Annotated in this window: 3 protein-coding genes; all 3 read right to left on the bottom strand. The window is 42.5% G+C overall.

Annotated elements, in window-relative coordinates; all coding sequences use genetic code 11:
* Positions 1 to 1,109: 1,109 nt before the first annotated feature.
* Positions 1,110 to 9,155, bottom strand: a complete 8,046-nt coding sequence (locus tag M23134_RS32220; RefSeq protein WP_002703942.1) for a T9SS type A sorting domain-containing protein — start codon at positions 9,153 to 9,155, stop codon at positions 1,110 to 1,112.
* Between the two features lie 159 nt (positions 9,156 to 9,314).
* On the bottom strand, positions 9,315 to 9,506 hold the full coding sequence (locus M23134_RS41505) for a hypothetical protein (RefSeq protein ID WP_002703940.1): 192 nt from the start codon (positions 9,504 to 9,506) through the stop codon (positions 9,315 to 9,317).
* 722 nt (positions 9,507 to 10,228) lie between these two features.
* On the bottom strand, positions 10,229 to 14,950 hold the full coding sequence (locus M23134_RS32215; protein ID WP_002703938.1) for a T9SS type A sorting domain-containing protein: 4,722 nt from the start codon (positions 14,948 to 14,950) through the stop codon (positions 10,229 to 10,231).
* Positions 14,951 to 16,249: the final 1,299 nt, after the last annotated feature.

Genomic DNA, 16,249 nt, shown 5'->3' with positions numbered 1-16,249 from the left:
CCGCAGGTAGCCTTTGCGTTTGAGATTTCCCAACAAGTATAGAAGCAGGTGGCAGGTGTAGTACCTATGTCATACCTGGGCAGACAAGGGTTTTTACCCACCAGGGTTGCTGCTTGACAAGTTTTGTTTGGCAATCGTCTTTTTTTCATCTCAATATTTATCATTGCGTCGTTGGCAATGGCGACAAAACTACCGTCTTGTTTTATAGCATAAAAAAAAGTGGCCTAAACGGTCGTTTTGAGGGCGTAAGTGGTTATTCATTGTACTTTATCAATACAAAACATAATTATTAATACAAAACAGCTGGCTTTCACCCCGGTTTATAAGGATTTATACCGCTCCTGGAGTCTCTCCGGGTTGTTTTTGGCATATTCGGTTGTTTGGAGGCCTAAGTGGTAAAAGCTCGCCGGGAGGTTGTTCAAAAGTAAGTTGTTTTTGAATTGACGAGGGGCATTGTTCATGTCGCCCTGTGGTAGTTTAATTACGAATTTTTCAATTACGAACCGACCGGAGGAAGTGCTGCGAAGCTAATTACAAGTAGGCGGTCATTGATCAAAGTATTGGTTTACAGCAAATTAAACCAGTATACTTCTTAGAAGGGCTTTCAAACCGAAAAACAACTTCTTGGGTTGGCCTTAGGGCTTTGCACTTGAGTACCCAAAAGCTCGCCAGGGGGTTATGTAGGGGCATGCGGCTACCATACGCATATTTGCAAATATGATAAAGGCGCTGTGGGGGCACTGTGTAGGTTGAAAGTAGGTCACGACTGCCACAAATTGCAAGTACTTAGATGCCGATCATGCGCATTTTTTTTCCAGTTTTTTTTCCCTGTATTGACAATACTCCGCAGTAATTTTAGTCAAAGTTGGTTGTTAGCTATCAGTTATTGATGAGTTTAAAAACTATTTAATTGGGTGTTTAGGCGTAAAACCGACACACTTTTAAAAATAAATTGAGTACGCAATCTTAATATAAAATACTGGTTTACAGCATTTAACAAGGTGAACATTTACTCGAATCAACTATGGACTATTGGTATTGAGGTTTGGTAAAAAAAATACCTGCACCCAAAGAGCGCAGGCATTTTAAACCACATTAATTAAGGAATGTTATTTTTTCTCAAACCTGAGCAAAAACACCCGGTTTACGTCAAACACCCGGAACAGGTAAACGCCTTGCGATAGATGCCCTACCTTTACCCGCATATTGCGTTGGTGTGGTTGCCAAACTCCACTGCCCACAACCTGTCCGTTGAGGTTGCTGATCTCCCAGGCAGCCTGAGACTTGAGCTGTTGTTGGGGGGCAAGTTTGAGTTGTACTTCATTGCTTGCCGGGTTAGGAAAAAGCAATATGCCTGACTTTACAATGCGCTTGTCCAGCCCGGTTACTTCCTGCCCGGCTTGTCCCTCGTCCTGACGCAATGCCTGGGTAGAGCTTACCGCTGCCTGGTGCACTTCTTTGGTATCATAATCTTCTACAAATACTACTATCCGGTACGATTTCATTGTCAGGTCGCTTACGTCCCACGGTCTCAAGTCGAGGTTGTATGAGTCGCCGGGTTTCCAGGTATGTTTGTAATAGGTACCCGCAGCATCGGGCAGCATTTTACGCATTACGTGGTGGTAAGTTTTGCCTTGCGATGGCACTTCGTCTTCTATGACTACCACTTGTATTACTACTGGTCGATCAAAGTTTTCGAGTGCGGTTACGCGGGCTTTTATCTTCATCTGTCGGTTGGCCACCTGAGAGGGCTCTATGGTAATATTAAAGGGAGACACACTCAGTATCCGTTGGTCATAAAACAAACTCGATACTTCATTCTGGGGGTGACGGCTCGTGTCTAACCCATCGATGATTGCCATTGGAGCATTTTTTATCCCGTGGTAAAAAGCACGGCCACTTACATCTTTGGAATTGTACTCGTTGAGCTCGTCTGCCTTAGGAAAACCCACATGGTGATGTATGCTGATGATTTCAGTGCTTGTATTGCCGTTGTTGTAAGGAAAAAACTTCACTTCTTTGTCCAAAGTCTCGGCTCCTGGCACCCCATGGTTGGTAAAATACTCCAGCAATAAAGTACGGTTACGATTGCTGATACTAAAATCATCAAAGGCAAAGCCTTCATGCTGGCTAGGAGGGTTGTCGCTATTGCTCCCAAAGACAATTCTAAACCTTACCAGCGACGTGTTTTGTGCCCACATGGCTTGCCTTACATTGCTCAAGGTGTAGGCAGTAGTACGCCAGGTAGTATCGGCACCTGTCCAACCTTGGTTTTCTTTGTTGGCATTTGCATCACTAGAGCTACCCGGAGCACCCAAAATACCTTGTTCGTTGTACCAGTTTTCTATTTCGGGGGTTTTCTTGCCTACCTTTTGCCAGGTTTTGCCGTCATCTATAGTGTATAACAAGGCTACCCCATCGCCTCCTTTGTCAGTATGCGACCAATAACGCAACGATACCATGGGTTTGTCCAGGTCGCTGATGTTGTAGCAAGGGCTCTCTACATACGATTGTTCGTTGTTGTAATAATGGGTTTGATCCCCGTTGTCGGTCATCCACACCATTCCCTGGTTTCCTTTGATCACGTCTCTGTTGGCATTGCTCAAGGGTTTTAGTTGCCAACTGGTTTTGTCGACAAACTGTTGGTTTTGGGTAACCACTCCTCGGCTTACCCAACTTTTTGCCCCGTTTTCAAAGTGTTCAATATAATTTTCTCCTTTGGTAATGGTTACTACGTCAAATATATCTACCCTCCTTTTGAGTTCATAGGTTACGTCTTTTGCGTTGTTGACCAAAGTAAGGGTGATCCAATACTCGCCAGCTTTGGCAAAAGAATAGGTGACCCGCTCATTTTTTGCATCCAAAGAGCCTAGGATATTACCCGCTTTATCGGCAATTGTCCATTTGGCGTTGCCTAACTCATCTTCTCCGTTTTCGTTTCTCAAGCTTGACTTGTTGGTCAGGGTAGAGGTGCCACCCACCAAGTGTCCTTCAAAGCTAAAATCAAGCTTAAAGTCTTTTTTGACGATCTTTTTACAGGCTTTAATGTTGGCGGTCATCGAATAACTAATATTTCCGCTATTGTTTTTAGTGGCGTACATGGTCTCCTTGGTATTTGTAACCGATCCGTTGATGACCCACTCCCAACCTTCGGTGGCGTTGGCTTTGGGTTCGGCTTGGGTAGACTTAAAATACATTGCCTGCTCATGGTATATCTTACTAACAAAGAGCTTTACTCCGGTAGGCTCCGACAATACTTTTACTTTCCGAGGGGCAGAAACATTTGTACAGCCTGCACTATTGGTATGTCTCGCCCTTATTTCGTAAGGAGTTTCGCTTGGCGTCAGCCTGGTAGGGTCATTTTTGGGCACGCTAGACCATTGATTACCATTTTTAGGCACGCTATCATTTTTGTACTCAAGCTGGGTCAATACCAATACCGACGTATTGTCTTTGTTGCCTTGGTCAAACACTTCAATGCTTCCCTTGGCTTCGTTGCGGCAATAGGTGTCTTTTAAGCCTTCGATGGTTAGTTTAGGCAATGGGTTAATTGTAACAGTAAGCACATCAGAAGTATATTCGCAGGGATAGGTCTCTTCTGTGTCGCCTTTTCTATATTTATAGCGGTATTCAATCTTGTATTGTCCTGCATTTTGATTTATTTCTTCAGTAGAAGCATCATCACCCGGCGGGATTTCTCCTGGCATAGGATTGCTAGGGTTCAGTTTTGGCTGTTCACCGGTTATCTCCACAAAGCCTTCACCCTTTGAATATTTAGGTCCTGAGATACGTTTGATGTGAAAGCTTCCAACTGTGTTAGTATTCACGGGAAAACCCTCAAGCATTAAGTCGTATGAACCTCCGTCACTTGCACAAAAACTGGTGTGCGCATCATTACTTCCGGTCTTCCGCAGTTTTACATCGAGGTTGGCAACACGTCTCAGCACCTTAATCTCTATGTTTTTGGGCTGAGGACAAAGTTCGTTTAAGGTATAAGTCATTATAAAATTTCCTCCTGCATTTAACAGGCTATAGGCAAACTCAGCCTCGGTTTCATCAGCCGCAAGTTCAATAGTGTCTCCTATTTGTTGATTAGTATTCTTATTAGTTATCACAAACTTGCCTCCCTCCTTGCTCGTAGCATCGGCTAGTTTAAAAACCAATGTGTGGTTTTCATCATCATTTGTACTACAAAATGTGATGGGTTGTTTGCCTATAGAACCTGTTTTGGTAATATTTGAACCTGCTCCCACATTTACCGTAAAATTAACCTTTGAAGGAGGTACTTTTAATACTTCCGCCTTCTTTGAAACATACTTACAGCCATTGTCAGTCGTGTATACAAAATAGACTGTTACAGTATCATTCTTAGGGTTATACGCATTTGGGTTTGTAATTTCTTCATCAATATCAGCACCCTTCACTTCATAAAAGGTAAGCGTTCTAGTTGGCAATGTTACTTTCGACGTGAGGCTAACTTTTTCATCGTTGTCACAGTATTTATATACATCTTCACTCAAGGCAAGGTTTTCAGGTTTTTCATCAATATTTATTGTAAACGTTTGCTCGTACTCAGTATCCCCTTCTCCTATACTTGCCTTGATTGTTCCTGAGGCTATGTTGCTCCAGGTTACCTGTATGCTTTCATCACTTTGGGCAATTATAGAAGCATTTTCATCTTTGAGGGCACCACCCTCCACTGTCCAGGTAATATTTACTGGAGTAGCTGGTGGGTTGTCTAACTTATAGGCCGTGGTGGTTTCGGCACACCCCTTCATTGAGTTTAACTCAGTCTTTACAACCTCAAAAGTTGCCATTTGGGCACACATCAATGGTATATAATCAGAATTATTATTAGGCGCTTTCTCGGTTACTTTGACTGATACTTTGCCACTAGCTGACCATTGTATGTTATTAGAAGCTCTGGGGTTTGTTGTTCCCTTTCCATTTTCAATAGTCCATCTAAAGCTATAGTTGTGCTCTATGTTATTAATTGTCTTACCTTCATGATCTTTCAGTTCAACAGTATATGGAATAGCTTGATCATTCAATGCAATAGGAGAACCTTTAATGCTTACGTTAAAAGGGCTTTTTACTTGTACTTTTATAGGCTCTGATGACCCTGATGCACAAGCTGCTAGCTCCTGTTTGGCAGTTACTGTCACCTTTTTAACGCCTGGCAATGTCCAGTTAATTGTTACCGAAGTTCCTGTTGTTATGCCTTCTTTAAAAGTGTAGCCAGACGACCCTGACAAGCCATTAGACTCTTCTACTGCCCACTCATAAATATATTCAGGGTGAGGCGAGTTCACTTGATACACCCCTTGTTTGTTTGTACATATTTTTGCCGAAAACGAGGGAGCTATTGTCGGCTTAGTCGGAAGGGGTAATATTTCCACAGACTCCTTATCAAAGGTGTTAACCCCCACACAAGCATCACCTATAAGCTTTACATACACTGCTTTTACGGTTATAGAAGTTCCTGTTACCCTAGAAGGATCAAGCTTGTAATGATAATTGCTATCAGCATTCAGTTTTTTAATGTTGTCTATATTATCTTTGATGGCAGGTGACTCACAATTTAGCGCTTTTGCTTTACTGTCTGTAATCAGCATAGGGGTGGGAGCATCGGTATTTTGTGCGTCATTTTTTGTAATCACTGATTTTCCGTCTGTACCCAACTCCTCAATCACGGCATACAACAACCACCCATCGTTTGTTTTGGTAGGTAGTGAAAACTTCGCCTCAGTAGTAGTTCTACACTGTGTAGCCAACCCAGTGCTGGTCGCTTTTACTACTTTCACTGTTCTTGAAGCATTCCACTCACACTCTCCATTTGTATATACATAGGTAAGGGTATGTTCATCTATGCCTGCCTTCTCTGGTGAGAAGTAAGTTTTCAACTCACCATTTTCTTCTTTAGTAATAATCCCTTTGGTGAGTTTGAAATATCCGCCTACGGGCGTGCCTTCCAGTAATATATCATTGCCGTTTTTCGCAAATACTTTTCCCTCCTCTATACCCTCAATATTTACTTTCTCAGGTGCGCCATACAATGTGAAATTTCCCGAATTTTCTTCATCTGTAGTAATGCTGCAGGTATTCTCATCAGTCATTTTCACTCCTTTTACTCCTATCTTTACACCTTCTTTCTCTGTGCCAAACGATGCAGTGCTTTTCACTTTAAACCAAAGGGTAGTGCCTGAAGTAAGAATAACATTATCCGCTTTGTTTACTCCCTCGTCGGGTGTAACGGCTTCAAGCGCATCGTGCAATGTCCACTGATAGTGGGTTGCTCCTTCTATTTTTTCCACGCTTAACGACTTTATTTCACCCTCTTTCTGGCAAATGTGTTTAATAGTATTGGTAAATTTCGGTTTTACATCCTTGGCAAATTTGGTCAATACCTTGATCGTATGCGTTACCATATTACTTTCGCATTGTATCCCCTCTTTTTTACCAACTACTGATATTTCCAGGTCGCCATCTGCTAAGGTTACAGTGTTGTTTAGTCTTACTTCAACAGTGTTGTTATTGTTATCTCCATCGTTCTTAAAAACCAAACCGCTAGGCAATGTCCACTCATAACTCGTGGCCCCCTCTATGCCAGTTGCCTTCAAAGTATAAGTATTAGTTGTCGCACATAACGTATTAATCGGTGTAGACGAAACCGAGGATTCCTTATAAATCTTCACCTCTGCCTCATTGGTATCAAAAGTAACCCATGATCCTATTTGCGCAAATACATAAGAGTCGCCTATGTTTAGGGTAGATGATGTAAGGTCTGTAGTAAAACTCAGTTGGGTGGGGGTATTATTCTTTAAGTTGATCTTCAACCCTTTGATGACCATAGTATTGATGCCACTGTGATCAAAGCTATCATCAAAATTATAGCTGATGGTAAGCTTATTATCTGTCACTGAAGCACTAAATTTATCATTACCTAAACCTGCTGCATCTATTGTTACAGTCAAAGGATCAGTATCAGTCTTAGAATCAACCAAAGAAACATCTTCGCTTGTCAGCACCAATGATCCTGCTCCTTTAAAATCCTTTACAAACTGTTCCTTAATTATAATGTCACCTATGGCAAAGTTTTGTGCTTCAGGGCAGATATTTTCAATGATAACAGGCACAAATTCAACCGCAGACTGAACACTGGTAATACTTTTAGTAGCTGCTTCGCCCTTATCGTCACAGGCATTTACTCCTTGTACTTTTAAATCAACCTTATCTACTGTACTGGTTGCTTTTAGTTTTAGCGTAGGTTCTGTAGTTGAGATAGTGTTGTTACTTATAGTCTCAAAATCACCAACTGGCTCCAGACCCACAGGAACTGTCCACTGGTAAGTAGCGGCGGGTTGCCCATCTTTTGCGGTGTAGGTAGCCTCTTCGCCCACAAATAAATTGTCTTTTCCCTCAATCGTTATTACATCGAGAGGCTTTGCAGGTGGCGCAGCAAGCAACTTACTCACCGTTGCACTTTTGCAACCATGGGTGGAAGTGGCAGTAACCTTAAGCATGCCTCCATTGAAACTGTTGCCTATGTTTACCATTATTCGAGACGCAGTAGGTAATGATGATGGTTTAATGGTCACCCCTACCGGCAATCCCCAGCTGTATTTAAACCCCGACTGCGGCTTCACCGAAAAGGTAACACTGGTGTTTTTGCAAAGCAACGAAGGTACCTCCAAAAACTCAGGGGTTGGGGGCGGGTCGTAACGGATGAAGCTTGCCAAAGACAAGGTACGGCTAGACAAACCCGATGCCCGCAAAAGGGCTTGTCGGTTGGCACTGGTGGCTTTGGTAGCTTGTACTACTACCCCACGAATTTCTAATTGGTTGAGCTCATCATCTTTTTCCAAATCTTCCAGACTAAATCCAATGCCTCGTTGATCAGTGGTATATGCTACGTCGGTTATTTCTTTAAGTTTTTCCCCTTTCTTACCAAAAAACACCCTGGGTTTTGCCAGTAACTTAAAGCCTGTGGTTAATTCAACTGTCACACCTTGTGTACTAAAGGCATTTTTTTCAGCTTCTGTACATACTATGTGTTGAGGCACAGCTATAGGTGTACCACCTACACATAAAAGTGTGTCAATGGTTTGAAAGTTGACCTCGATGTTTAAATCATTTGATAAGTCAGTGTTAAAATCATTACTTTCACAAGTAGCATTTTTACTTTTTACTGTCACTGTCAAGTCAGATAAATTAGCCGCAGGATCATGCTGTATAGTAATAATGGAAGTGTTGGTAAATTCAACGGTTACTTTATCGGTAAGGGCTTCCCCCGCCAGCGCCACCCCCGCAGGCAATGTCCACTGATAGTGGGTAGCATGACTTGCGCCAACTGCTACCAGGCGCAATTGTTGATTACTCAGTTTAACAACCTCTATATCTGTAACATTGGTGGGTTTACCTACCATGGTAAACCAGCCAAAGTCGGTGTTTCTAAACACCCCCTTCCAATCCTTGATAGCTTTGAAGCTATCAGGGGTTGGACGTAAAGTAACCACTGAGGCTGTAGCCTCAGTTTTGGGAGTCACTGTTAAGCCGCTGATTTTCAGTTGATCTACCCTTGATTTGAAGGCATCACCAGTAAAATCATACACTAGTTGTAATTGATTTTCATTTGTAATGTTTACCTGAAATTTTTCTTGCAGTGGTGTTTTAAGATTTTGAAACTTGCCATCCTGAGGATCTTGAAACTTTGCCATAATTTTAAGATTGTCGTTACCCAAGGTGAAATCTTGGTCTGACAACGCTAATACCAGAGTGTCTTTTCCAGAAAAATCCCCCTTGCCAGTTTCTTGCAAAACGAGTTCAGTCAAGGGTTGTGTTTCGGTGGTACCTTCGCAAAATTTGACTGTATCCTGGGTAATTTTGATTCCCACTGGCACAATAGTTACCGGGTAGCCAGCCGAGGGAGTACTTTCGTAAAAGTCGTTTTTGGCTTGTACCTTAAGCTGAACCTGGGCATTAGTAGTTGCTTTGCCTTGGCTAAAATTCCACAGGTTGGGCGCATACCAGGCATTGGCAACAAGCAATAGCAGGGTGGTAGCCACCACAGTAAGGGTTATTTTGGCAACCGCCCCACGTTTGAGGGTCTTTGCCACACCTTCCGCAAGGTGTTTGGTTTTGTATTGATTAAGCATAAATTTTTGTAGGAATTATTTTTTTGTGTACCATAATTTAGACGCATACAAAATGATCGGATAGCGCCTTTTTAATCCTTGCGTTTTGTTATCACAATTGTATAATACAACTATAAATAAACACGTAGAGAGCATACACCACAACCCAACCCAATAAAACTAAAACAAACCTAATAGACGTGTAATGGCTACTGGCGACAGTACATCAGCCTTGCCTGATGGCATCAAATGATTGCCTTGAAGCCCTGCATTTATTTGCAGAAAATATAAAGGGACGCCCGATAGTATAGCACATACGCCATCCACTACCTGCAGTGGAGGCATTGTATTTTGTGATACGCTATTTTTCATTTCAATATTTACAGTTGTATAATTAGCAGTGACAACAAAGCTACAACCTTGTTTTTTAGCATGAAAAAAAAGGGTCTCAACGGTCGTTTTTAAGGTATGAGCGGTTTATAGTTGTAGCATACACATAAAAAACATCACTATTCGTATGATTCATCCCGTTTTTTTACTCAATTTCACAATGAACAATGGCTCCTTTTGGGGCTATCAGGATGTTTTTTGGGTATGTCCGGTTGTTTTTTGAGTAAATTCGGTTTAGTCCGGAGTTAATTAGTCCGGAGCCCTAACAAGGCTCTAACTAGGTGCTAGGTGCTAGGTACACCCTGTTCCCTAAGCAACTACACTTTTGTATCACGTTGATTTTCAATAACTTACAAAAAGCGTAGTTAAAAGTCGGTAGCTCCCCACGCTGTGTTTAATGTTCCGTAAGGGTTGGCTTTGCATTCGCAATGCAAGTCGGAAGACTTAAAAGAACAGGGTAAAAAAAATACCCGCATTCAATAAACGCAGGCATTTTAGTTTGCTACATTGGTAATCGTTTAGTGTAGGGCTTTCTTATAAAAAATGAGCAACCTCTCTGAAGCTTGTAAAGTACGAAGTTTCGATCGGGCGTGAAGACCTACCCTCCGAGGACAAGCTCGGAGCGGGCGAGGCGGAAATATGGTTTTTAGGGGGTATATTCTCCTAAATAATCTTTTATAAGAAAACCCTGTCGTTTAGTGTGATTATTTTTTCTCAAATCTGAGAAAAAATATCCGCTCAGCATCAAATACCCGCACTAGGTAAACACCTCTTATCAAACGCCCCACTTTTACCCGTATGCCGCGCTGGTGTTGCCGCCAGACACCACTGTCTACAATTTGTCCGTGGATAGTACTCACCTCCCAGGCAGCCTGAGACTTAAGCTGTTGGTTTGGGTGGAGCTTGAGTTGTACTTCATCATTTGCCGGGTTCGGAAAAAGCAGTACTCCTGACCTTACCACCTGATGGTTTAGCCCGGTTACCCCCTGGTCGGCTTGTCCCTCGCCTTGGTGCAGCGTTTGTACAGTACTTACGGCTGCCTGGTGCACTTCTTTGGTCACGTAATCTTCTACAAATACTACTACCCGGTACGATTTCATTGGCAGGTCATTTACGTTCCACCGCAAATCAAGGTCATACGCATCGCCAGGCTTCCAGGAATGGTCATAATAAGTCCCCGCAGCATCGGGCAACATTTTACGCATCACATTGTGGTAAACATTGTCTTCAGACACCACCTCATCTTCTATCACTGCCACTTGAATGACTACTTTACGATCAAATTTTTCGAGCGCCGTTATTTTAGTTTTTATTCTCAGTGTTCCTGTGTCGGTAGTGGTGGGCGCTACCACAACCTTAAAAGGAGACACGCTCAGCACCCGTTGCTCATAAAACAAGCTTGAGACCTCATTATGAGGGTGGTGGTGGGTGTTCAAACCATCAATTACCGCCGTAGGAGCACTTTTTATTCCGTGGTAAAACGCTCTGCCACTGGCATCTTTGGTATTATATTCGTTGAGCTCGTCTACCCCAGGAAACCCCACATGGTGGTGTATGCTGATGATTTCAGCGTGGGTACTGTCATTGGCATAAGGAAAAAACTTTACCTCCTTGTCCAGCCCTACCGCATTGTCTGCTTTATTGTTGGTAAAGTATTCGAGCAATAGGGTGCGGTTGCGATTGCCTATACCGAAATTGTCAAAAGCAAAACCCTCATACCGAGCCGAGGGGTTGTCGTTGTTGCTTCCAAAGGCAATTCTAAACCTTACCCGCGACGTATTTTGTGCCAACATCTCCTGTCTTACATTGCTCAGGTTGTAGGCTGTAGTACGCCAGGTGCTATCGGTGCCTGTCCACCCTTGGTTGCCTTCGTTGGCATTGGTACCTTCTATGCTGCTGGCGCTACCCGGTGCCCCCAAAATTCCCCGGTCATTATACCAGCCTTCTATTGCGCGGGCTTTGTTGCCTACCCTTCGCCAGCTTTTGCCATCGTCTAAAGTATACAACAACACCACTCCATCGGCTCCACTGTCGGTATGCGACCAATAACGCAGCGATACCATCGGTTTGTCCAAGTCGCTCAGGTCAAAGCAAGGACTCTCTACATACGATTGTTCGTTGTTGTAATAATGGGGTGCGCTCCCATTATCAGTCATCCAAACCATTCCTTGGTTTCCTTTGATCACGTCTTCATGGGCATTGCTCAGGCGTTTCAGCCTCCAGCTGGTTTTGCCAACAAACGCTTGGTTTTGGGTCACTACTCCCCTGCTTACCCAGCTTTTTGCTCCATTTTCAAAGGTCTCCAGGTAATTTGCCCCCTTGGTTACTATTACTAAGTCAAAAATATCTACCCTTCTTTTGAGCTCATAGGTTACATTTTGTGCTTTGTTGACCATAGTAAGGGTAATCCAATACTCTCCAGCCGTGGGAAAAAAATAGTTGATGTGCTGACTGGTTCCGTTGAGGGTTTCGATGATATGACCATCTTTATCGGCAATTGTCCAGGTGACCTCCCCTAACTCGTTTTGCCCAGTCTTGGTTCTTATTACCGAATGGTTGGTAAGGGTAGAGCCCCCACCGACACAATGCCCTTCAAAATCAAAATCAAGCCTGAATTCATTCTGAAGAGAAGCCTGACATAATTCGGTGCTGGCAGTCAGCGAATAACTAATATTGTCTGATTTGCGATTGGGTATATGCTTTGCTTTTCGGGCACTGGTGGCCACTCCATCAATCATCCAGTCCCAGTTTTTAACCCGGCTGCCTTCAACCGCTACAAAATGCATGGCTTGCTCATGGTATACTTTGCTAATATATGCTTTGAACCCCGTAGGCTCTTCTGATACTTTTACCTTCTTGATCTTAGATTTGTTGGTACAACCAGCATTGTTGGTATGGGTAGCCCTCACCTCGTATATGGCAGCCGCTAACTTTGTAGGGTCGTTGCCTGGCATTTTTACCCAAGCATCGCCACTTTTATACTCAAGCTGGGTCAGTACCAACACTGAATCACCCGCTTGATTGCCCTGATCAAACACTTCAATGCTTCCCTTGCTTTCGTTGTGACAATATGCCCCTTGTAACCCTTCTATTGTCAATATGGGCAACCGCTCAAGAGAGACAGTGAGCACGTCGGAGATATACCTGCAAGGATATTTTTTATCATTTTCTCCAGCAATGTATTGATAAACATACACAACGTCGTATTGTCCCGCATTGGCATTTTGTTGAATGATTGATACACCTCCACCACTTGGTTGGTCAGCTGTACCCATAGGATTTTGTGGGTCAAAACCTGTGATTTTCACAAAGCCTTGTGAAGCAAAGTCATCAGCAGTATAGTGGGTGCCGCTTGCTCGCCTGATATAAAAATCGCCTTTATGTGTCACAATATTGGCAGGTTGCTCCAGGGCAAAGCTGTATTGCTTAGTATGACTGACACAAAAGCTTCTGTTTGTCTCATTTTCTGAGCCGTTTGTTAATTGAATGTCAAGGTTAGACACACGCGCAAGGACTCGTATATTTCTGCTTACAGATTGAGCGCAAGACTCATTTAAGGTATAAGTAATTGTAAAAACTCCCCCAACGGCCAATAAACTGTAGTCAAGGCTCACACTGGTTTCGCCTTTGTCAACCTCTATAAGCCCTCCTACTTGCTGGTGAGTGCTGCTATTGGTTACCTCAAACTTACCCCCTGAGGTAGGCGTATTGCCGGATAGTTTCAAAATTATTTTACTCGTTGTGTCAGCATTTGTGCTACAAAATGTGATTGGCTGGTTGCCTGTGGTGTCTGTTTTTGTAATGGTTGAACTATTTTTTATAGTAAAATCAACTGGTGAAGTACTAAACGTAAGCACTTTGCAATGAGAAGACTCATACGAACATTTGCCTATAGTATATGCATAATATACTTCTACTTCATTTTCACCATCGGCCGGAACAAACTCTTGGTTTATTACCTCATCCGCTCCCCCCTTGTTTACCTTATAAAACATAATTGTACCGTCTGCCTCTTTTTTTATTGCAGGAGTGAGTATCACAGGACTGCCGTTTTTGCAGTAGGTGTATTGTGCTTGTTTAAAATTAAGGTTCGCAGGCTTTTTACTCACAAATACTGCCTGACGGTAAAGATACGGCTTATCATTTATCTCTGTAATTAGTTCTATTGCTCCCTCGCCATTATCGCCTCCCTGCCAAATTATCTCAACCTTTTCATTACTCTGGACTGACAGCGTTTGCGTGAATGTACCATCACTCTTCTTTATCATTCCATGTTCAACTTCCCACTCAACAAGTATAGAAGGGGTGGGTGGCGCTTCCAACTCATAATGATGTGCAATATCAGCGCATATAATATTTGAATTTGATGAGCTTAACAGCTTAGTTCTTGCCACTTTCAGTTCTGCGCTCCGAGTTATTGTAAAACCAGCTAATTTCCCTGTTAATGTAACCGAAACTGTACCATCACCTACCCACTTGATATTAATATTATCCTTGTTTTGACTTACTTCTACACCATTATTCGACACCTTCCACTCAAATGTATAGTCAGATACATCAATAGGAATACCTGTTATGCTTTCTAGCTTTGCCACATACGAGACCGGATCGTCATCAAGTACCAGTGGATTACCCTCAATAGTTACTTCAAAAGCTTTAAAGAGTCCTGTCTGTTGTATGCCAGCGGGTTGGGCTAAGCCCTCATTGGCAATAGCTGTAATGAGTATTGTCCCTGAAGCTTCCGTATTTATGCCATTTTCAAACCCGTAGCCCTTGTTCTCTACTTCGCCAGCTCTTTTCATTTGTACCTTTAGCTCCCCCTTGTTTACCTCCTTGGTTGCCTTCAGGCGCAAGACACCACCACTTGTGAAGAAAGTATTGTCTTTGTTGGCGTCAAAGTTTATTGCTTGTCCTTTGGCATCCATTGGCGTCAACCCCTCAGGAATCGTCCATTGATAGGTACGCACATATTGCTCAGAGGCTCCCTTTATTTTATAAACAGCTTCTTCGCCTACCAACAGGTGTTTTTTTCCCAAAATAGTTAAAGGCTGGTGGGCATTCATACCCAAACGGAAACGCCCAGCAAATATAGGCGCTCCTTCGCTGGTGCCTACTTGACTACTGTATTTTGCCTGGGTAGCCACAGCACTGCCGTTGGTGAGTTGTTGGGCGACTGCCAGGGGTGTGCTGGTATTGCGGGAAGTATCTGGAGTAAAAAACAAGCTAACTTTTGTCGGTCTGGTACTACTTTCTTTTTGAGAAAAGCTTTCATTGGTGAGGTCTTTCATAGTGTTGCCACCCCACCAAGCCACAAACAACGCCACCACAGCAGTAGTTACTACCAGGCTTACTTTGACGAGGACACCAAAAACCAGGGCGCTTCTTGCGCTTCCTTTGGGGTACTTGATTTTGTATTGATTAAACATAAAGACTTGCAAAAATTATTTTTCAACCATTTTTAGTGTTAAAGAAACTTGCTGAATCACAAGCTTTTATAATTGTATAATACAACTATAATACTGCCCACAAACAAACGCAGTTTGTGTATTACCACCCAACTAAGCGCAATAAAAGAATGGCCATTTACTGATGCAAAATACTATCGTGATGCCTAAGGAATTGTTCAAAAATAAATTTACACTCTGAGAGGTGATTTTTCGCCTTGATACTTCGTTATTTTTAGCCTTTGGCAGAGCTCGGCACAGCGTAGCTGTAGCCATCGGTTATTGCCCGTAGCGCTGCTATGGGCGCAAAAAATAGCCTCGTCTCAAAACAAAACCTCTACCTCAAGAATAGCAATTTAATTTCTCACCATTCCTAAGGTTGCCAGGCTATAACCACGGAAGGCTGCATTTATTTACAAGAAATGCCAATAGTTACCCAAAGGCGCCTTACGCACATTATTTACTACCCTTTGTGCATTGTATTTTGAAAATTCATTATTCCCATTTCAATATTTATTAGTTGTATGATTAGCAGTAGTCGCAAAGCTACCACCTGATTTTATAACATAAAAAAAAAGGGGCTCAACGGTTGTTTTTGCAACACAAGCGGTTATTGATTGTATTTTACAAATCAATTATATAATTTATTTTATTTTTATTTTTTGTTACTGAGCATTTTTTTGACGCATTGAGGGCTACTTTTCCACTTTTTAGGCATCATTAGGTCGTTTTTAGGGTCTATCCGGTTGTTTTTGGGGTACAAGCGGCATTTGGCAGGTTTGCCTTTGGTTTAGGGTATACACCCATTGGGGCTGTACTAAGCGTAGAACGGTCACTAATAAGGCTTGGTAGCTGGCTGTTGCAATAAGGCAATCATAAAAAAACAGCCTCCATCAGAAGGTTTACATCAAGTGTTTGCTAACTGTACTTTACTTATTTTTCACATCACTAAACACAGGTAAAAACAGCCAATAATTGGCTACTCGCAAGGCCATATTCGCCCAACAAAGCCTGTAAACAGCAGCTAAAATGGTATAAACAATGATTTTGAAGAAAAAAGAATATTTCATCGAATTTTGTCAGTTTTTCATACATTCCACCTTTTTAGTGGGTAATAATGGGTAATTTTGGGTAAAAGATAGTCACAAACATAGTAGACGCGACTCGAAGAGGTACTTTTACTATACAACTAAATAAAATCAGCTTAGGAATGACCAATAGGTTGTTTTTTGATAAAACGTCAGGCATTTACACTCAGATACAACTATTCTGGTAATTTAC

This window comes from Microscilla marina ATCC 23134 (assembly GCF_000169175.1).
Classification (GTDB): Bacteria; Bacteroidota; Bacteroidia; order Cytophagales; family Microscillaceae; genus Microscilla; species Microscilla marina.
This window is presented reverse-complemented; position numbering and strand designations above follow the sequence as displayed.